Source organism: Flavihumibacter profundi (assembly GCF_020076305.1).
In the GTDB taxonomy this organism is placed as follows: domain Bacteria; phylum Bacteroidota; class Bacteroidia; order Chitinophagales; family Chitinophagaceae; genus Flavihumibacter; species Flavihumibacter profundi.
The window spans coordinates 1,114,384-1,135,311 of record NZ_JAIQXE010000002.1; the positions used below are offsets into that span (position 1 = coordinate 1,114,384).

Consider the following 20,928-nt stretch of genomic DNA (forward strand, 5'->3'; position numbering starts at 1 on the left):
TTCATGAGTAGAATACTAATCTGTTTTTATTGTTTGATGAGTTTTCAGTTCGTTATGGGCCAGGATGATATTATCCAGGAAACAAACCGAAAAGTTGAATCGGTTTTACGACAATTTGGTACAGGCGTTGAAGAAAATAAACGATTTGATCTGATCCTTGCTTTATTTGGAACCGGCGTTGAATCATATCCTGGCCTTGTATTTGAAACAGCTCAAAAACTATACACGATTTCACAGAAAAACAAAGACATTATCTGTGAAACAGCTGCCTGGAGTTTTTATGGCCAAAGCTACCGCTTATCAGCCAATTATATTAAAGGCCTGGAATGCCACCATAAAGCCATTGCGCTTGCAGAAAAATCAGGCAATAAATCCCTGCTCGCACTTGCCCAAAACCAGATGGCACATATCTACAAGGACAGGGAAGAGTATGATAAGGCCCTGCGTTTATATACGGTGGCTAAGGATAATGCCAGATTGGGCGTTAACGAACAGATGTTGCTCTGGCCAATGATGAACCTCGGCGCAGTATTCCTTGGTACTAACCAATTGGATTCCTCCCTATTTTATTCCATGCAGGTATATGAAAAAGGACTGAAGAATGATATGAGCCGGAACCTGCCCTATATTTTATCCAATATTGGTGGTGCTTACAGTAAGTTGGGAAACGCTACTGAAGCTGCCAGGTTTTTTAAACTGGCAGTGGATTCGGCCATTCAAAGCGGGTCAAACCGGTATTTGTATTTTGCATACCTGGGGCTCGCCGAGCATTACCAACGCTATAAGCAACAGGATTCCTCCATTTATTATTCTAAAAAGGCAATTGAGGCAGTTCAGCATACTGTCTTTTCCTACCTCAGTTTTAAGCCGGCGAGATTGCTTACTGACATGTATGAAAACTCGAATGCCGATAGCACCATAAAATATTTAAAGATTTACAGGGCTGCGAATGACAGCCTTTTCAATACCCGCGCTAACCAGCAATTGCAGATGATGACATTTGAAGAAGACCAGCGGCAGCAGGAATTGGCTGCTCAACGGATCAGCTACCAGAATAAGATCAGGACCTCGGCATTACTGGCTGGCTTATTGGCAATTTCTCTCATAGGTCTCATCTTGTATCGCAATAACCGGCAAAAACAAAAAGCCAATAGTTTATTGCAACAACAAAAGGAAGAGATAGAATCCACCCTGGCTCAATTGAAATCCACACAGACCCAACTGATCCAATCTGAAAAAATGGCTTCTCTTGGTGAGCTTACTGCCGGTATCGCCCACGAGATCCAGAACCCATTGAATTTTGTCAATAACTTCTCCGAGATCAACAAAGAATTACTGGCCGAAATGAAGGAGGAAATGGATAAGGGCAACCTGGTCGATGCAAAATCCATTGCCGGTGATTTGATTCAAAACGAAGAGAAGATCAATCACCACGGAAAGCGTGCTGATGCTATTGTAAAGGGAATGCTGCAACATAGCCGCCTTGGCAGTGGCATGAAAGAGCCTACAGATATCAATGCACTTGCCGATGAATATTTGCGGCTGGCTTATCATGGCCTGCGAGCAAAGGATAAATCGTTTAATGCGAACATGAAAACTGATTTTGACGTGCATATCGGGAATGTGAATGTCGTTCCGCAGGATATTGGCAGGGTTATACTGAATTTAATAACCAATGCATTTTATGCCGTAAATGAAAAAAAATCACACCACCCCGAAAACTATGACCCAACTATTTTCGTAAGTACTAAAAAGTTGAATAATTGGTTGGAAATAAAGGTTGCAGATAATGGACCGGGTATCCCGAAAAAAGTAATGGACAAAATTTTCCAGCCTTTCTTTACCACAAAGCCAACCGGCCAAGGTACTGGCCTGGGATTAAGCCTTAGTTATGATATCATAAAAGCGCATGGCGGACACCTGAAAGTGGAAACCAAAGACGATGAAGGTGCAACATTCATTATTCAATTACCTTTAACCTAAATGAAAAATTTATAATGTATCGAAGTTGTAACCAGGGACTTTTATCGATTGTATTACTGCTGACCATGATGGCCTTGTCTTCAGTTCAAAGTGAAGTTCAAGCCCAACTCAATGCCGACCGGCTAATGCAATACAGCGAGAAAGACGGGCTCCCCGCTTCAGAAGTTTTTGCGGTAATGCCCGATCGCTCTGGCTATATCTGGACGGGTACCATCAATGGCCTCTCCCGCTTCGATGGCTATGAATTCAAACGCTATTATTATAATCCCAACGACAGCAATTCCATTAAAGGCAGTTTGATTTGGTCACTCTTCGAACAACCCAATGGTAATATCTGGATCGGTGGGGTCAGTGCCCTTAACCGTTATGATCCGGTCACCAAAATATTTCACCATTATAATTATTTACCACTAATAGACCAGCCTGAAAATGTTGAAACCGGAATTCTCGCCATCAATAGCGATGCAAAAGGTCGGATATACTTTGGGGTAAGGATAAACCGTGGAACTGGTATCACACATGGACTTTTGTATTATGATGAAAAAACGGATGCATTAAAAAGGTTTGAATATCCAGACAGCCTGGTTATCGGCGAAGTCTGGTACTCAAGCCTGGCCAAGTCCGGCGACTTTTGGTTCCTGAGTAACACTGGGCTTTTTAAGATCAACCCGGCGGGTAAATTATCAAGGTACACTGGGTTGTCTGAAATAATTAATTCGCAAATCTACCCTTCAGGCCTTTATGCAGATGAGGAGGGATATTTATGGACAGGGTTATCAAATGCTCAATTGTGCCGGATTAACCTGTTGACTGGCGAAAAAACATTGTACTCCCTGCAGGGATTATTTGGAAACAAAAAAGAAGGCATGTCTTTCAATTCGATGGATGGCGGGCCAAACCAAACACTTTGGATCGGTTCTAATTATGGCCTGGTTGTGTTTAATAAGAACACCCAAAAAGCAGAAATTTTTAAGGAGGTATCAGATAAAAAAATTGAACGCGAAGGTTTGTGGAGTATCAAATTTGACGCATTCGGCACCTTGTGGATGGGCTCCAACACAAAGGGATTGTTGAAATATGATAACACGTCACTACTCAAGACCTACAGTAATAAAAATGAAGTAAAAAACTCCTTGTCTCCCGGCTGGGCTAATAATGTCCGGGAGATTAGCGGAGGAAAGATTCTGATCACAACAGGTGGGCAAAATGGTACGGGTGGTTTTAATGTACTGGATCCCGTGACCGGCATGATCAGTATAATTCCCAACAACGAGATAGCGCCATTGATCTGGGGTATAAATGGTGTATACGAAAATGCACCCGGGGAATATATTATCAATACTTACCGGGATAATTACCTTTTTTGGCCAGCCACAAAAAAAGTTGAAAAATTAAATTTACCAGGTGTTCCGGATAATACTGTCATCTGGACATTTTATACCGACAAGCAACAGAATTTCTGGTTGGGAACTTCCCGTGGTCTCTATAAAAGAGACAAAGGCGCCAGTACATTTAAGCTTTACGAACTTTCTGTTTTGCCCGGGTCTAACCTCACCAGCAATGAAATAAACGGCATCCTCGAAAGCCGGTACAATGGTTTATGGCTAAGGACCAATAACGGCTTATTTTTTTACGACTATGCAACTGACAAGATCGATCGCCATGGCTTTGATAAATCCCAGGGTGATGTATTCTTCTCCCAGGATGTGAATTCTATTTATGAAGATAAAGACAGTATTTTATGGGTAGGTACCTGGCAGGGCGGATTGGGCAAATACGATTTCAAGACCCACAAGATTATAAACTATACCACCGAGAATGGATTGCCGAGCATGAGTATTCAAAGTATCCTGGGCGATGAAGAGAACGGTACATTATGGATGGGCAGTTTTGATGGATTGATCCGGTTTGATAAGAAAACCGGGCAGAGTATCAGTTATTCAATTGCAGACGGCATCCAAAGCCAGTTGTTTGCAGATGGGTCTGCTGTCAAAACTTCCAAAGGTTATTTTGCCTTTGGCGGCTCAAATGGCATCACTATTTTTAAGCCTGGGGATATTGCCAAAAACTCCATTCCCCCAAAAGTCTTCCTGACCGACCTGAAATTGTTTAATAAATCGGTTACTCCCGGTGATAACGCTGTCCTGAAAAGGCCCATCAATGAAACAAAGGAAATCTCCCTGGCCTACGACCAGAATAATATTTCCATCGACTTTCTCGCCATTCATTATGGTAACCCGGCTAAGAACAAATATGCCTACCGCCTTGAAAATTTTGAGAACGACTGGCGTGATGTTGGTAGCCAACATTCCGCATACTATTCCAAACTCCCGCCTGGTAAATATGTATTCCGCGTTAAAGCAGCCAATAACAATGGTGTTTGGAATGAGGAAGGGGCCTCATTAAGTATCACTATCCTGCCTCCCTGGTGGCGGACCTATTGGGCCTATGGCGCTTACATTTTAATGTTTATTGGCGGGTTATTTGCTGGGGACCGTATTTTGAGATACCGGTTGGTTGAAAAGGAACGCGAGCGCAACCGGAACCGCGAACTGGAGCAGGCTAAAGAAATTGAAAAAGCTTACCGTGGTCTCACAGAGGCACATGAGAGCCTGAAAGCCACCCAGAACCAACTGATACAGGCAGAGAAAATGGCATCCCTTGGTGAGCTTACCGCCGGCATTGCCCATGAGATACAGAATCCCTTGAATTTTGTCAACAATTTCGCTGAAGTCAACAATGAACTGCTGGGTGAGATGAAGGAGGAAATGGATAAGGGTGAAATTGCAGCTGCTAAAGAAGTTGCAAAGCAGGTAATGCAAAATAATGTGAAGATCAATGAACATGGTAAACGTGCTGATTCCATTGTGAAATCCATGCTGCAACATTCGCAGTCCAGCCGGGGAATAAAGGAATCTACTGATATCAATGCCCTTTGCGATGAATACTTACGGTTAGCTTACCATGGGTTTAGGGCAAAGGAAAAATCCTTCCAGGCTAACCTGGTGATGAACTTTGAAAAAGAAATGCCTATGGTCAGCATTAGTCGCCAGGAGGTTGGCAGGGTTATTCTCAACCTGATTAATAATGCTTTTTATGCGGTGAATGAAAAAAGGAAACAATCGAATGAGGGTTATGGGCCTTCCGTGACAGTAAGTACAAAAAATATTAATGGAAAAATTGAAGTAAGTGTGAAAGATAACGGCAATGGCATACCTGTTAAAGTATTGGATAAGATATTCCAGCCTTTCTTTACCACCAAACCTTCAGGGCAGGGTACCGGACTGGGTTTGTCACTGAGCTACGATATCGTAAAAGTGCACGGTGGTGAAATTTCTGTATCCTCAAAGGAAGGAGAAGGTACCACTTTTACGGTGTCTTTACCGGTTTAACCGGGCAGGATTTCCGGGTTAACTAATATTTATATAACCACCGATCCTCTTTATATTTGAGTAGGAGTATTTAACTATGGGAATTAGTCCTTTCCTTCTTGCAGCACTATTGTATAAAATGCGCCAAACTCTCATGCAATCGGGAGCCTGGCCTGAATGGCAGCAAAATATCAAGTATGGGCTTATTGCTATTGCCGCACTTTTTGCTCTGGATATTATTTTCGATTGGAATTTCATCACCTGGGCCTGGTATATCAGCCTTTTGGTGGTTTTTTATATTATATACCGGATAGAGGATTTTGTCCGCCTTAGAAGCCTTATGTATGCATTTCTTCCGCTGATCCTGCTGGAAGTGCTGCAGGAAGCTACCCATCTGGGTAACTGGAAGTGGCTGAATGATCTTGAAAACGGGCTCGAAAATGCAAAAGCCTTTGCCATAATTTGGCTTGTGGCCATGATTGTCATAATTACGCGGCAGAATAAGGCACTTAAGAAAGTTGAGCTTAAAACACTGCATGAAGAACATTTAAAGCAGATTGCCGAAACTAAAAAAGCTGAATTGGAGGTACTCGTGGCAGAGCGGACAGCTGAACTTACCAAACAGAAGGAAGAATTACAGCAGATCGTAGTGGAATTAAAAGCAACCCAGGCCCAGTTAATACAATCTGAAAAAATGGCTTCCCTTGGTGAGCTTACTGCTGGTATTGCCCATGAAATTCAAAACCCCTTGAATTTTGTTAATAATTTTTCCGAAGTAAATGCTGAACTTATTGGAGAAATGGAGCAGGAAATTGAAAAGGGCAATTATGAGGAAGTTAAAGCCATTGCACAGGATATAAAGGATAATGAGGCCAAAATCAATCACCACGGAAAGCGTGCTGATGCTATTGTAAAGGGAATGCTGCAACATAGCCGCCTTGGCAGTGGCATGAAAGAGCCTACAGATATCAATGCACTTGCCGATGAATATTTACGGCTGGCTTATCATGGCCTGCGAGCAAAGGATAAATCGTTTAATGCGAACATGAAAACTGATTTTGACGTGCATATCGGGAATGTGAATGTCGTTCCGCAGGATATTGGCAGGGTTATACTGAATTTAATAACCAATGCATTTTATGCCGTAAATGAAAAAAAATCACACCACCCCGAAAACTATGACCCAACTATTTTCGTAAGTACTAAAAAGTTGAATGATTGGTTGGAAATAAAGGTTGCAGATAATGGACCGGGTATCCCGAAAAAAGTAATGGACAAAATTTTCCAGCCTTTCTTTACCACAAAGCCAACCGGGGAAGGTACTGGTTTAGGTCTTAGTATGAGTTACGATATCGTTACCAAAGGCCATGGTGGCCAGTTGCTCGTGAAAACAAAAGAAGGCGAATTCGCTGAATTTATTATAAAGTTGCCGGTATAAACCTTAAATGCATGCTATGAAAATATTAGTGGTTGATGACGAAAGAGATATTCAAACACTGTTTGAACAACGCTTCCGTAGGGAGATCAGGGAAAACCTGGTTAATTTTGTATTTGCCTTTTCAGGCGAAGAAGCTTTAAATTACCTGAACGGGCACGAACATGAAGCTGTGCTGATCTTATCAGATATCAATATGCCGGGAATGAGCGGATTAGAATTGTTGGCACATATAAAGCAAAAGTACATGAAACCACCACCGGTTGTCATGATGATCACTGCCTACGGTGATGCCGAGAACTTTAATACTGCAAAACAACTGGGAGCAGATGATTTTCTGACCAAGCCTGTCGACTTTTCCTTATTGAAAGAAAAACTTAAAATTATCATTTGATGGCAAAGATTTTAGTCGCAGATGATGAGGTGGACCTGGAGATGCTGATCAAACAGAAATTCCGCCAGAAAATACGCGAACACCAATATGAGTTCATTTTTGCAGTCAATGGCAATGACGCACTCGAAAAGATCCAGCAAAATCCGGATGTTGATATCGTACTAAGCGATATCAATATGCCTGAAATGGATGGTCTAACCTTATTAAGCAAACTTGGCGAATCGAGTCCCCTGATCAAAGCAGTAATTGTTTCCGCTTATGGGGATATGGAGAATATCAGGACAGCCATGAACCGTGGTGCTTTTGATTTTATCACCAAACCGATCAATTTCGAGGACCTGTCGTTGACAATGGAAAAAACGCTTAAACATGTTATCCATATCCGCGAAACACTTAAGGCAATAAAGGAGAACAATATCCTGAAAATGTATGTCGATGAAACCGTTTTGAATTTTATGGGCAGCCATGAATTTGAAACTTCATTGATGGTCAATGAAACAGTTGAGGCAACTGTTGTATTTATTGACATTTGCAGTTTCACTTCAATTAGTGAAAAAGAATCACCTGATATGGTAGTGAAACTGCTCAATACTTATTTTGATGTAATGGTGAAAGAAATTATTGCCCAGGGCGGCTACATTGATAAATTCATTGGGGACGCTGTAATGGCGGTATTCCGGGGAAATTACCACTTAGACCGGGCTATTGAGGCTTCTCTTGCGGTAAGGCGACAAATTGATAAAGCATTGCCGTTAACTGAAGGTATTTCTTTCATTCCCAAAGTATCCATTGGTATCAACAGTGGCGAAATGATTTCAGGTAATATTGGTTCGGCAAGCCTGCGCAGGTTAGATTATACCGTTATCGGCGATACCGTGAATACTGCCCAACGGTTGCAGACTGCTGCTAAAGAAGGACAAATAATTATTAGTGAAGAATCCTACCAAAAAGTGAAGGAATCTTTCAATTGCCTTGAAGTGGGAAAAGTTAACCTGAAGAATAAATCAGTTTCCTTGACTATCTATGAAGTGCTTGACTAGTATGCGTTAGCCGCTGTGATGTAAAAAAGGTAGCCTGCTTCTCCCGCTTTCATTTTATAGGTTATGGTCATCCTTGATTTGTTTCCAATTTTTACCGGGAAGGTCCTTAATAAAGATTTGCCTGCTATTTCAAATTCGTCATGTCCTTCATACCCTTCGAATTTTCCTCCGGTATCTAAATCGGCTGCAGTTATTTCTGGTAAATAGACGAAAGAAAATGATTTATCCCCGTTAGATGCAAATCCATATACATTTCCGTAACTGCCTGAACCGGCTGCAGTGGTAATAATATAGATTTCATCAAACCCATTGCCATCCAGATCTGCCACCAGTATTTTGTTAACTGGATCAACATCCTTAAGTGTAAGGTTTGAACTGCTGTCTCCGGTAAATCCAACTATGATATTACTCAGGCTCATGCCAACCGGGTGCGTTATTTCTACCTGCACTGATTTTCCTGAATGCATTTTGTATTCCCTGATCTCGGCCACGGGTATCCTGCCGGTAGCAGAAACCTTGGGTGTGAGTGTGGCTGTATCCGTTAGTTCAGCCATTTTTCCTGGGTTTGTACCATTATTACATGAAAACGAAAGGATAGCCATCATGATAAAAAAGAGTAAAGCTTTCATGTCCCGGGTTTTTATGATTAAAGCTAACCAGTAATTTCTTTGGCTGGAATAAAAAAAGGTCCTGGTAATTTATTTTCCAGGACCTTCTATACATCTTAAAAAATTACTGGCTTACTTTGAATTCAACCCTGCGGTTTTTAGTTTTTCCTTCTTTGGTAGCGTTATCAGCAATTGGTTGATCCTGGCCAAAGCCTATTGCAGTCAGGCGATCTTCATTAACACCTTTCTTAACCAGGTAGGCTTTAACAGCTTCGGCACGCTTCATACTGAGTGTTTGGTTGGTTTCTGGCTTACCGGTATTATCGGTATGGCCGATTATTTCAACTTTCAATAGAGGATACTGTGTATTCAGGATATTAGCTCCGGCATCCAGTGTTTTCTTAGATGCTGCAGTTAATGCGGAACTTCCTGATACAAACTGCACAGCAGATGACCTGAATTTAGCAGTTTCCAGGGTTGGACATCCGCTATTTTCAACAGGGCCTGCTACATCCGGGCATTTATCTTCATCATCGTTTACACCATCGTTGTCCCTGTCCGGAGCCGGGCAGCCATTGTATTTGGCGATACCCGGAACATCTATACATTTATCTTCTTCATCATTAATACCATCTCCATCGGTATCAGGAATCGGGCAGCCATTGTACTTCGCGATACCCGGAACATCTATACATTTATCTTCTTCGTCATTGATGCCATCCTTATCAGTGTCTGGAATCGGGCATCCGTTATATTTGGCAAGACCTGCTACTGCCGGGCATTTATCTTCTTCATCATTAATGCCGTCTCCATCGGTATCAGGAATCGGGCACCCCGCATATCTTTCAAGACCTGGTACAGTAGGGCATTTATCTTTAGAATCGGGAATGCCGTCTTTATCTGTATCATATGGAATGAAATTGCCTCCGGCTAATTTCAGTTTTAGACCAACTTGTATATTCTGGTTGTAATATTTTACGCCTGACCCGGAATTATTCATGTCGTTCAAGCCATGGATATACCTGGCAAAAGGAGTGAGGCGGCCATGTGGCATAACTTCAATACCACCGCTTATCGACGTGCTGGTTTTATTAAAAGCACTTTTATTAACATTATTTTGGTCATCCTTCACTGAACTGAGAAAATCAAACTGTGGTCCGAATGTAAGGGCGATTTTTTTATTCAGGTTGAATTTCAACAAAAGCGGCAGGGAAAAATAATCGATACTACCGTTCAGTGCAGTGCTAAAAGTATCCTTTTGGTCATACCTGTAATTAGAAAATAATAGCTGTGGTTCAAATGATACTACTTTGCTAAAAGGAAAGTTGAACCATGCACCACCTCCTAAACCAGTACCAAAATTATAATCAATATTTTTTGGGTTATCACCGCCAACCCTGAACCTGGAGAAATTGGCTGCTCCTAGAAGGCCGCCGGAAACTGTGTAATGCCCTTTTTCTGTCTGGGCAAATAAGCCAAGTGAGCTTATCATGAGGAACAGGAAAATCAGCTTTTTCATAATGGTTAATTTAAGGGAAAGAATAATGGAAAAGCCAGATATATAATTTATTAATTTATAAATGGCTAATCTGGCGCAAAGGTAAACCGGGGGATGACAATATGCAAAAAAACATTAACTAAATCAGCTGAATCTGTTGTGGTATTTTCGACTTGTACCTAATTTATATTTTCAAGGACTCCATTTGCCGGAATGCCCCCCCGGTAACCAGTCAAAGGATAGATATAAAAATACCGGACAATTTTTCCACTCCTGAATTGAGGCACGAGTATAGGCTGGCTAACCGAATCGAAGGATTTCAGAATAAAATCCTTTGGCTGCGAATAGAAGTTTGAAACACTGATAAAACAGGCATTATCCCCTTTTTTTAAGGTGTAGGTATCGGCATTTATCCATGCGAAATGATGGACTTCAGGAAGATTCCCGACTGCTATAACTGGGATATCAGGTGCCAGGTAAAAATTCAGGTGACCTGCCGGGAACCAATAATCCGTCAGAATACATACATATTGAGTCCCGAATTTCGACTTATAGGTATTAGCAAAATCGCGCCATCCGGCCATATCCAGCGTAACATCATCTTTACCATATTTTGGCATTTCCGTTTTGCCCAATGATCCTGGAAAATAATTAACAAGAAGTATGGCGCAAATGAGCAAAGTCCAGATAAAGCCTGCTGCAAATTTTACTATACCAGGGATTTTAATTTCTGGCGTTTTTTCCCTTATTAAAAAGGCCACTATGGGTATCAGCAAACTGTACCCCGGACCATTCCAATGTGGTAATGTGCTATTGAAAAGCGATAGCACAAGAACAGTTGCAATTAAAGGGAGTGATAGCCAGAGCAGCAAAGAAATGTCCGGTCGCTTTAGCAATTGATTCTTTATTCCGGTGAAAAAAAAACTATATACCAGTAATCCCCAAATGATGGGGTTATTGTAAAGTATTTCTCCAAATAGTTCGGTTATAAAATTGTTCAGGCCGATCTGGTTGAAATGTATCCTGCTCTGATGGTAATTGATATTACTTAAACTGTTTTGAACAGACCAGAGGGAAGAGGGGATTAATAATAAAAGGCTTACCAGGATACTTATGTAAAGGAATGGGTTTTTGAGAAGGGGGTGCTTCCTGAAAACCAGGTATGCACCAAAACCACCCCACAGAAATACACCCTGGACCTTACTTAAAATGCAAAGTGCTATAACTACGCCAACCAGCAGTAATTTAAAATTAAGGGCGAAAGAAGATAATGGAGAACTGATTATTTCAAGCAACAGGTATGCTGCCAATAACCAGAAAAAAACCATTGGCGCATCGGGCAATACAAGCATTCCCGCCAGGATGCTTACATAGAAGGATGCAATACAAATGATGGTGCCAATTAATCCTGTGAATTCATCCTTTAATAATGAACCTATTTTAAAAACCATCCAGCAGCTGCCCGCGCCAAAAAGAACAAATGGCAGCCTCAGGAAAAATTCATGGTGAAAGAATGGGAGCCTTGTATACTTTAGTAAAACGGCAATTATTGGCGGATGGTCAAAATAGTTCCATTGTAGTTTGGTGGCGTATGTCCAATAGTAAGCTTCATCATTATTCAGTTCAACCCAGCCTGCTAATATTAATTTGAGGAGGGTTGTCAGGACGATCAGCCAAATTGCAGGACGCTTAAAATTCAATTGTAATGGGTTCATTGTTTATCCTGGAGGATTTTTTTGGAAGCCTGAATTTAACCCTCTTTGACAGGTATTCCACACCAATTGCAGTGGAAGTTCCAATAAAAACCCCGGCTGTAGTGTCTTCCAGGAAATGCTGGCCTAAATATATCCTTGAGTAAAGTGTAAGTGTTGCCAAAAGGAAATAGGCCAGGGTCTTGTACTTACTTTGGGTGTTGAAAGCTAAAGTGGCAGCCAAAGCAAATGCAGTCGTTGAATGACCGGAAGGAAAACTGGTCAGGCCGCTATGGGTTACCCCATCAATAAAATATGGATAAGTACCATTAGCTAAAAATACCTTTGGTCTTGGTGCATGAAATATGGTTTTCAGGATTTGTGCAACGAGCCCCGATAGGAGAAAAGAGGAAAGAACTTTAATACCTAATTCATATTTCCTCCAAATCAGCAGTAATACTGCCAGCACAGTAGGGAAAAGTCCATCTCCCAAATACGTATAAATTTCAAAAAAACTATTTAGGGAACTGCTGTGGTAAAAATTCAGGGTAATAAATGATTCAGCTTTCGGAAAAGCCAGGCAACTGAAAACCAGTACGATGAATAACGGCGCACTAAGCTTTAAGAAAAAAATCCCTGTATTTTTTGATTCCATATGCTGGCAGCAAAATTACCAGTTAATATAGAATATATAAATAAATTATTGTTATAGGTTATTGTGTTTTGCTATCCAATATTATAGGTGAATTGCTCTTTCCCATTATGATAACTTTAGCATTTTGCGATTTGGCAATTTCCAATTGGGCTTTAATACTTTCATATTGCAATTGGCGGTCTGTCAAACTTTCGCTGATAATACGCTGGTAATCAGCAATTCCCTGGGCTTCAACCCTTTTCCTTTCAGCTTCCTGCCTTTCTTTTTGCAAAACGAACTGCATTTTCTGGGCGTCCTGCTCAGCATTGATCTTTTGTTCTATGGTTGCTTTTACCGATAGCGGTAGAGTGATATTGCGTACCAGCAAATTCTCCAGCATCAGCCCCCTTTTTTTAAAATCAGCTTCTATACTTTTAAAAATCCTTTGCTGGAATTCATCCCTTTTAGTAGAATATAAAGCAACAGCATCATAATACACTGCATTATCGCGGATACGGGTTCTTGTAATCGGGCGAACGATCTTGTCTTCATAATCTGAACCTGTTTCCTGCAAAAGCATGGGTGCGTCGTTGGTTACCACACGGTATAAAACCGAAAGGTCAATGGTTACTTCCAAACCATCTGCTGTTAAAACCCTGATGGCATCATCCCCGGTTTTAGTGCCTTCATCATGCATGCCACTCATGGTATAGTTCTGTGTTTTTACATCCAGTCTTTCAATCTCAAGCAGGGGGTTGATTAAATGGAGACCACTGCTTAGTACATCTTTTTGCACCTGGCCAAACAGTTTTTTAACACCAATCTGACCTGCATCAATTTGTATAATACAGGATGTTAATACACCTACTGCGGCAATAGCGAGTCCAATGCTTCTTATTGTTCCTGAAAACCTTTTGAGTGGCTCTTCTGCGCGACCGAGCCCAAATGAAGCAAAGAAAACAATCAATCCGATTACGATAAGTGCCATAGAGAATCAGGGTTTTGTAATTAATTTGATGAATTTAGTCTATTAATTACAAAACCCTGAATAAGGCATTGTTTAGCCGTACATAGTATTTGGTTTTCTATGTTTTTAGTAGTATCCTGATGCCAACCAGGGTAAGTGATATGGCTAATGCTTTAATGATGAAACTACCTTTGATTTTATGAGAGACCCAGGCTCCCAGTTGGGCTCCGGTTATTGCCCCTATAGCCAGAAAAATTACCAGGTGCTGAATCGCCGGGTCGGAATAGTTTCCGGTGACCAGGTGCACAATTACAGTTACAGATGACATTATTGCAAGGATAAAATGGGAGGTTGCCGTGGCCACATGTACCGGGAAATTAAGATAATGTACAATAACCGGCACATGGATTATACCACCGCCTATTCCCAGGATAGGGGAGATAAATCCAACAGCAACACTGATAGCCATACCAATGTATTGATTATAGGTATAGTTATAATTTTGCCCCGACTTATCTGTGAGAGTGTGTTGTTTCCACCCCGGCCCTGGTTTTGCAACAAGGTGGCTTATGGGTACCGGTTCCTTCTTTATAGTTAAATAGATGCCCATCAATATTAACAGCAAGCCAAATAAAGTATTGAATATGTGTTGTGAAATATAGCTTGTGATCAATGCGCCAATGACAGATCCGGGCAGCGTAAACAATGCAAACTGGGATCCTGCCTTGTAGTCTATGCGCTTTTCACGTGCATAGGCAAAACTGCCGGAAATGGCATTGGCGGCTACTATGGCCATTGATATGGCAGTGATGATTTCTGGTTTTAATTCGGGGTGTGCAAAGAGTAAAACAGGAACCAGGATAAAACCGCCTCCGGCGCCAATCAATGTACCCAGGATACCGACAATAAAACCAGTCAATAATAAAATGGGAAGCGCGTCCATATTATTATTTGATTATTGCGCCATCTTTAATATCATCACTTGCAGTTACAATTATTTTTTCACCCACTTTGATATCTCCGAATATCTCTGTGGAATCGTGCTGTGTATTTCCTTCCTGGATACTGATCCGGAAGGCTTTTCCATTCTTTACAGATATTATGTATTTGCCCTCTGTGGAGGTGATAATAGAGCTACTTGGAACTACCATCGCAAGTCCGGACCTCTGCACTGGCAACTCCACTTCTGCGTACATACCCGGCTTGAGTAAGCGGTCGGTGTTTATTACGTCGGCCTCCATGGCTTCTGAACGGTATTTGAGGTCCAGCGCACCGGCCGACCTGTCCAGGATGCCTTTGAATGATTTGCCAGGCAGCGTACTAACGGTAAAGTTCAGGGCATTCTTATTTTTTAGCTGGTTACTGTAAACTTCCGGTATGTTTATGATGAGCCGCAACTTCTCTTCCTGCTGCAGCACCAGCATTGCCTTATCGTCTGTTTTTAAATTAGGTCCCACCAGTGCGCCTGGGTGAACATTCCTTTCAGATATAATTCCATCAAATGGCGCAGTTACTGTTAAATATTGCATATTGGCTTCAAGGCCTTTGTAGTTGGCAATTTCTCCCTGCATACTCGCACTGTCTGCCAGCATCCTGGCATTTGCAAGGGTGATATCGTGTGCAGAAACAGTTCCTGGTGTCTGGCTGGTTGTCAACAGCCTTTCATAATTGTCTTTGCTGGCTATAAAGATGGAATAAGCCTGCAGGTATTTCGATTTGGCTGCATAGTATTGCTGTTCAATTTCAGGGGCTTCCAGCCTGATCAGTACCTGTCCTTTTTTAACCTTGGAGCCCCGGTCTACCAGTACTTCTTTTACAAAGCTGTTCACTTTCGGGTAGAGCTGAACAATCTCAAAGGGCTTTAATTCACCGGGCAATTTTATCACCGGGGACAGGTTACTTGTTGTTATTGCTGCAATATTGTATTGCTTTGCCGGTGCTGATGTGGTTTCTTTTTTTGCATTTTCCGCATGATTGCAGGCTACTGCTGCTATAAGTGGAAGTATAATAAAGTACTTTTTCATTTGTATTAATTTAAAGTGTTTTCCTCGGGCATGAGGGATACGGATTTAAGGCTGCTTTTTTTCTGGACCAGGGCAAATACCTGGGGCAGTACCAAAAGCGCGGCGAGTGTTGAGAAGATGAGACCTCCAATTACCGCCCGGCCAAGTGGGGCTGTCTGGTCACCGGCTTCACCCATTCCGCTGGCCATAGGAATCATGCCAGCGATCATGGCGAAACTCGTCATCAGGATTGGCCTTAAACGAATTGAAGCACTTACAACAGCTGCTTTTTCAGCATCCTGGTATTGTAACCTTAAACTTTCGGCATTGGTAACAATCAGGATGGCGTTAGCTACTGATACGCCTGTCGACATGATCATACCCATATAAGATTGCAGGTTAAGGGTTGAACCGGTCACCAGGAGTGCTGTAAGCGACCCAAGGATAACTGCCGGTATTGTACTTAATACAACCAGTGAGACCTTGGTGGACTGGTAATTGGCTGCCAACAGCAGGAAAATAACGACGATAGCTATCAGGAGTCCATTTTGCAGGCTGCTCATAGTTTCTACAAGAAGGCTGGATGTTCCTTTTAACTCAACGACCATTCCCTTAGGGGGTTCACCCATTGATTGTACTACCTGTTGAACTGATTTGGTGGCATTCCCAAGGTCTTTCCCACGGATATTCGCCCCAACAGTTACAAATCGCCTTGGGCCGGCACGGTCATATTCTCCCGGCAGTGTATCAACAGTTAAAGTGGCCACATCAGCTAGTATGGGCCTGCTCTGCCCTTTTATAAGTGGAATTTCCAGCAGTTGGCTCTTTTCATTCATGACATATTCCGGTATCTGCACCTGCACCTGGTAGGTATAGGCCACTTTTTCATCGAGCCAGAGGTTTTTTTCCGTGAACCTGCTGGAAGACGTTGCTTCTGTAACAGACCTGGCTACCTGGGCAACCGTCAGTCCCATCTGCGCTGCCTTGAAACGGTCAAGGTTCACATTGATAACCGGATACTTAAGCGGCTGGGCGATCTGTACATCCCGCAGGAAAGGGATATTCTTTAACGAAGCTTCCAGTTTATAGGCATAGGCTTCAATTTGTTTCATGTCTTTACCCGCAACCCTTACTTCGATTGGTGTGGATGCACCCTGGCTCATGATTTTTTCAGTCAGGTCAATCGGTTCAAAAGATAGTCTCATATCAGGGATGGCTTTATGGATATTGTCTCTCAGTTTATCTTTGAATGCATCAATATCGGTTTTGTAATCTTCGCTCATGTTTACCTGCAGCACTGCTTCATGTGTGCCGCTATTGAAAATATAAAGGTTACTGGAACCGAAGCTGCTGGGTATCAGTCCCACATAGGAAGAACTGATCTCCACATGATGCTCTGACGTACTGTCTATAATATCCAGTACCTGGTGCAACTTTTCTTCCGTGCGTTCCAGCCTGGTTCCATCGGGCATTTTAATCCTCAGCTGGAACTGGCCAGTATTAATATGCGGCATCAGGTCTTTACCAATAAAGACATAGGCGGTCGCCGCCAGTCCAAGTACTCCAACCAGGTAAACTATTACAGTTAACCTTGAGTTTTTCATCCAGCTCCCGATCATTTTCATGTACCGGATTTTAAACCGCTGGAAGAAGTCATTTTTTTCCGGCTCTTTCAGTTCTTGTTTCAGGTGTACATTCACTTCATTGATCTCTTCGTTATCCAGGGCCATACCGGCATGAGCGTGGTGTTCACCATGGTGGTAACTGAATTTTTCCGTTTTCAGCATCCAGTTGGACAATACGGGTACCAGGCTCTGCGCCATCAGGAAGGAAATGATCATGGCAAAACCGATCGACAGGGAAAGTGGCAGGAACATGGCTTTTGGAACGCCCGTCATAATAAAAGAAGGGGCGAATACCGCCAAAATACAAAGCAGTATCAGCAGCAACGGGAAGGATATCTCTTCGCAGGCATCATAAATAGCCTGTTTTTTCGGTTTGCCCATTTCCAGGTGTTGGTGGATATTTTCTATCGTTACCGTCGCCTGGTCTACCAGGATACCAATTGCGAGCGCAAGGCCGCTCAGGGTCATGATATTAACGGTCTGGTCGAACATGTTAAGGAAGAATACAGCGCTGATAATGGATACCGGGATAGTAATGATAACGATCAGGCTGCTTCGGAAATCCTGCAGGAAAAGCAGCACCATTAGTCCGGTTAGTATTGCTCCAAGAATACCTTCGGTGATCAGGCTTTTCACAGCATTGATCACGAATACCGACTGGTCGAATTCATACGATATCCTGATGTCATCAGGGAGCAGGGCCTGCATTTCGGGCAGCTTGCCTTTTAGTTGCTGTACCACATCCCAGGTAGAAGCGTCTGCTGTTTTCACTATGGGCATGTACACCGATCTTTTACCATTGATCAGCGCGTAGTCTACGGTAATATCAGCGCCATCTGCCACAGTTGCCACATCGCCAACCAGTATTACTTTCGATCCTTCTGAGACCACTGGGATCTGGCTGAAATCAGCCACTTCCTTTTCCAGTGAGTTCAGGGTGGTAACGTACATGGTGTTGTTGATACGCAGGTTGCCGGAAGGGGACATCACGTTGTTTTTAGCAATGGCCTCCACCACCTGGTCCGGACTTAAATTATAGCTTCGAAGTTTCGCCGGATCGAAGCTTACTACTACAGACCGGGCATTTGAACCAAAAGGAGGCGGCGCCGATAATCCCGATACGGTAGAAAATAAGGGCCTGATCCGGGTCGATGCCAGGTCATAAATTTCCTTCAACGTTTTGGTTGGACTATTGAAGACCAATTGACCAACCGGAAGGGAAGAGGCATCGAATCGAATTACCTGCGGTGGTTGAGCACCAGGCGGGAAAAAGTTCATGGCCCGGTTTACCTGGAGGGCTACCTGCGCCGCAGCTTCAGCCATGTTTGCATTTTCGTAAAAGCTTAGCTTGATGAGTGATAGTCCCTGGATATTCTTACTGGAAATATTTTTAATACCGGATACATAAAGAAACTGGTCCTGCAGCCTGGTCGCAAAAAATCCTTCCATCTGCTTGGGTGACATGCCACCATACGGTTCAATAACATAGATAGTGGGTGAATTCAGTTTCGGAAAGATGTCGATCGGTATTTTCATTATTGACAAAACCGAAAAGAGCAGCAATCCAACCGTTAAGACGATTACAGCAACCGGCTTTCTTAAGGCAGTGGACACTAATGACATATTACTTATTTAAAGAGGGATATAAATTGGTTTACCTGGTTGCCGGCATACATTTTTCTGAAGAAGGCTTTCCAGGCTTCGTCGGCCGCCAATACTTCATCTGTTTCTGCCCTGTTCAGCAGGTATAAAGCATTGGTGAGGTCTACTATATTCGTAAGGCCGGCATTGTACAGCGCATTCCTTTGCAGGTATGCTGCACTTGCAGCATTTTTTTGTATAGGTATTTCCGCCAGCTTGACAATTGAATTTTGAAGGGCACTATTCGCTTGTGCCTGCGCGTTAGCCAGCTGGGTTTTCTGTTCGTTGAAAGTTTCCAGAGCGGCGGTTGACTTATATTTCTGAACATTCAGTTTCAGCTGGGTCCTTTTCAGGTCAGTGAAATTGTAAATAACAGCAAGCCCGGCGAGGTAATTGTACCTCGTATAGGAAAAGCCGCTGCTCAGGTTCTTGTATTCATCTGAGGGAGATATACTTGATCCCCGCATCCAACCGGCAGCCATGATACTGATCTTTGGTAAATTGGTTTTTTTGATCAGGTTCTGCTGCGCCAGGTTATCTTCATAAATGGCGTATTGGTATTTTAGCAAAGGATGCTGGAAATACCCTGAGTCCAGGTAGTTCGATTCAGATAAATTGATTTTCTGCAAAATATTTAAAGCAGTATCCGCTCTGACCTGGGCCGAATCAAGTCCTGTAAATGTAGCCAGCTGAATTTTCAGTAATTGGACTGTATTCACCAGGTCGAGATAGGTTAAGCGGGCCTTTGATAATTCAGCTGCAGCCACTGAACTATCCACAGCAGGCTTTAAACCAGATTTCACAAATGCTTTTATGGCATCTAAAATGATTTGAGTCCTTTCAATATTTTTAAGCTGTATACCTGCCAGCCGCTGGAACTTCACCAGATCGAGATAATTCCCGATGACCGCCGATTCAATATTATATTCTTCAGCACCGAGATTGTATTCCTGGATTCTAAGTGCTGCGTCAGCTTCTCTGTTTCGGGCTCCATACAATCCAAAATTGTACACTTCCCAATCACCATATGCTGTTGCTATATTACCTATGGCCATGGTTGAATTATTGTCCAGCCGCCTGCCTCCTGAATTAGAGGGCACTATCGACATCGGGAAATAAGCACCATTTAAATTGTTGTTACTGCCGGCATCCAGCTGGTCGCTGACTTTCAGGTTGGGTAGCCAGGACTTTTTAGTCTCTGCAAGGGTGGCCTTAGCTGCATTCAGCGTGGCTTTTTTGGAGAGGATGGAAGGATAATTACTCAGGGCAAGACTTACAGCTTTGTTAAGCGATAAATAGTTTTGACTGCTGGTCTGTGCAATAACTGAACTGCAAAAAAATACAATTAAAACAGGCAAGGCCTGCCTTATTGCAACTACTCTGTGTAGGGGCATCATGCTGGATTTGATAAAAAATAAAAGAATGGCCTATTCTAATTGATGGCCATAATTGTAAATGAAATGATAAAGCTTAACAGGCTGCAGGAGGCCCCCTCAGTGAAAGCTGGGCAATCACCTTTTGAACCAGCATATAATTGAGAGAGGAATACTGGCGGGAAATGTTATAGGTGTATCTGTTTGTAGAAATATAAGGCGTTAATGCGAAAGCCTTACTAACAAGACTTTTTTTATGACGTTTCGAATTGTCTTTATCTGTTTCGCTTTTTTTGAATCGGTCACTAACCATAGATACATGGTCAGGATTTTTACCCATTTTATTTAAATGGAATTGCCAATCTTGTGGTTTGACACTATCCTCTCGCTGGAAAGCATGAGATAGTATGATCCAGCATAAGCTGGAAAATAAAAGCAGGAATAATATTTTACGGTTGGGTTTCAAAAATGAGCATGAATAAGACAACTAAGGTAAATTGAGTTGGACTCAATATTTGTAAACTAAATGTTAAGCGACGGGAGTGTAAAATAAACTGTGTCAATTTTTCAAAGTTCTATTTTTCAATGCGCTGTGCAGATTGATAATTATTCCGACACAGCCGATCTATGTTCTAAAGATGCAATAATTATCAATCAGTACAGCG

General features: G+C 42.4%; 14 protein-coding genes. 5 read left to right on the forward strand and 9 right to left on the reverse strand.

The window, feature by feature from the left end:
• Positions 1 to 3 precede the first annotated feature (3 nt).
• The 5 genes from LAQ65_RS14600 (at position 4) to LAQ65_RS14620 (ending at position 8,223) form a co-directional block, all read left to right on the forward strand.
• Positions 4 to 1,983, forward strand: a complete 1,980-nt coding sequence (locus LAQ65_RS14600; protein WP_224117716.1) for a tetratricopeptide repeat-containing sensor histidine kinase — start codon at positions 4 to 6, stop codon at positions 1,981 to 1,983.
• 14 nt (positions 1,984 to 1,997) lie between these two features.
• Positions 1,998 to 5,375, forward strand: coding sequence for a sensor histidine kinase (locus LAQ65_RS14605; protein ID WP_224117717.1), 3,378 nt, complete (start codon positions 1,998 to 2,000; stop codon positions 5,373 to 5,375).
• Between the two features lie 76 nt (positions 5,376 to 5,451).
• On the forward strand, positions 5,452 to 6,792 hold the full coding sequence (locus LAQ65_RS14610; RefSeq protein ID WP_224117718.1) for a sensor histidine kinase: 1,341 nt from the start codon (positions 5,452 to 5,454) through the stop codon (positions 6,790 to 6,792).
• Positions 6,793 to 6,808: 16 nt separating this feature from the next.
• Complete coding sequence (locus tag LAQ65_RS14615) at positions 6,809 to 7,183, forward strand: response regulator (protein WP_224117719.1); 375 nt, start codon at positions 6,809 to 6,811, stop codon at positions 7,181 to 7,183.
• Positions 7,183 to 8,223 carry an adenylate/guanylate cyclase domain-containing protein gene (locus tag LAQ65_RS14620; RefSeq protein ID WP_224117720.1) on the forward strand — a complete coding sequence of 347 codons (1,041 nt, stop codon included), beginning with the start codon at positions 7,183 to 7,185 and terminating at the stop codon, positions 8,221 to 8,223. The genes LAQ65_RS14615 and LAQ65_RS14620 overlap by 1 nt, the downstream gene beginning before the upstream one ends.
• Here LAQ65_RS14620 and LAQ65_RS14625 read toward each other — a convergent pair.
• The 9 genes from LAQ65_RS14625 to LAQ65_RS14665 all read right to left on the reverse strand — a co-directional run bounded on the left by LAQ65_RS14625 (position 8,220) and on the right by LAQ65_RS14665 (position 20,284).
• Positions 8,220 to 8,852: a hypothetical protein gene (locus LAQ65_RS14625; RefSeq protein ID WP_224117721.1), complete on the reverse strand. Its 633-nt coding sequence runs from the start codon at positions 8,850 to 8,852 to the stop codon at positions 8,220 to 8,222. The two genes, LAQ65_RS14620 and LAQ65_RS14625, sit on opposite strands and share 4 nt — an antisense overlap.
• Positions 8,853 to 8,955: 103 nt before the next feature.
• The gene (locus LAQ65_RS14630; RefSeq protein ID WP_224117722.1) at positions 8,956 to 10,350 is read right to left on the reverse strand and encodes an OmpA family protein; all 1,395 of its coding nucleotides are present in this window, start codon (positions 10,348 to 10,350) and stop codon (positions 8,956 to 8,958) included.
• A 158-nt stretch (positions 10,351 to 10,508) separates the two neighbouring features.
• Positions 10,509 to 12,044 (reverse strand): ArnT family glycosyltransferase, encoded by a 1,536-nt coding sequence (locus LAQ65_RS14635; RefSeq protein WP_224117723.1) that lies wholly within the window; start codon positions 12,042 to 12,044, stop codon positions 10,509 to 10,511.
• Positions 12,019 to 12,675, reverse strand: a complete 657-nt coding sequence (locus LAQ65_RS14640) for a phosphatase PAP2 family protein (RefSeq protein ID WP_224117724.1) — start codon at positions 12,673 to 12,675, stop codon at positions 12,019 to 12,021. The genes LAQ65_RS14635 and LAQ65_RS14640 overlap by 26 nt, the downstream gene beginning before the upstream one ends.
• Positions 12,676 to 12,733: 58 nt before the next feature.
• Positions 12,734 to 13,642, reverse strand: coding sequence for a prohibitin family protein (locus LAQ65_RS14645; RefSeq protein ID WP_224117725.1), 909 nt, complete (start codon positions 13,640 to 13,642; stop codon positions 12,734 to 12,736).
• 97 nt (positions 13,643 to 13,739) lie between these two features.
• Complete coding sequence (locus LAQ65_RS14650) at positions 13,740 to 14,564, reverse strand: sulfite exporter TauE/SafE family protein (protein ID WP_224117726.1); 825 nt, start codon at positions 14,562 to 14,564, stop codon at positions 13,740 to 13,742.
• 4 nt (positions 14,565 to 14,568) lie between these two features.
• Positions 14,569 to 15,645: an efflux RND transporter periplasmic adaptor subunit gene (locus LAQ65_RS14655; protein WP_224117727.1), complete on the reverse strand. Its 1,077-nt coding sequence runs from the start codon at positions 15,643 to 15,645 to the stop codon at positions 14,569 to 14,571.
• A 5-nt stretch (positions 15,646 to 15,650) separates the two neighbouring features.
• Complete coding sequence (locus LAQ65_RS14660) at positions 15,651 to 18,872, reverse strand: efflux RND transporter permease subunit (protein ID WP_224117728.1); 3,222 nt, start codon at positions 18,870 to 18,872, stop codon at positions 15,651 to 15,653.
• 5 nt (positions 18,873 to 18,877) lie between these two features.
• The gene (locus tag LAQ65_RS14665) at positions 18,878 to 20,284 is read right to left on the reverse strand and encodes a TolC family protein (protein ID WP_224117729.1); all 1,407 of its coding nucleotides are present in this window, start codon (positions 20,282 to 20,284) and stop codon (positions 18,878 to 18,880) included.
• Positions 20,285 to 20,928: the final 644 nt, after the last annotated feature.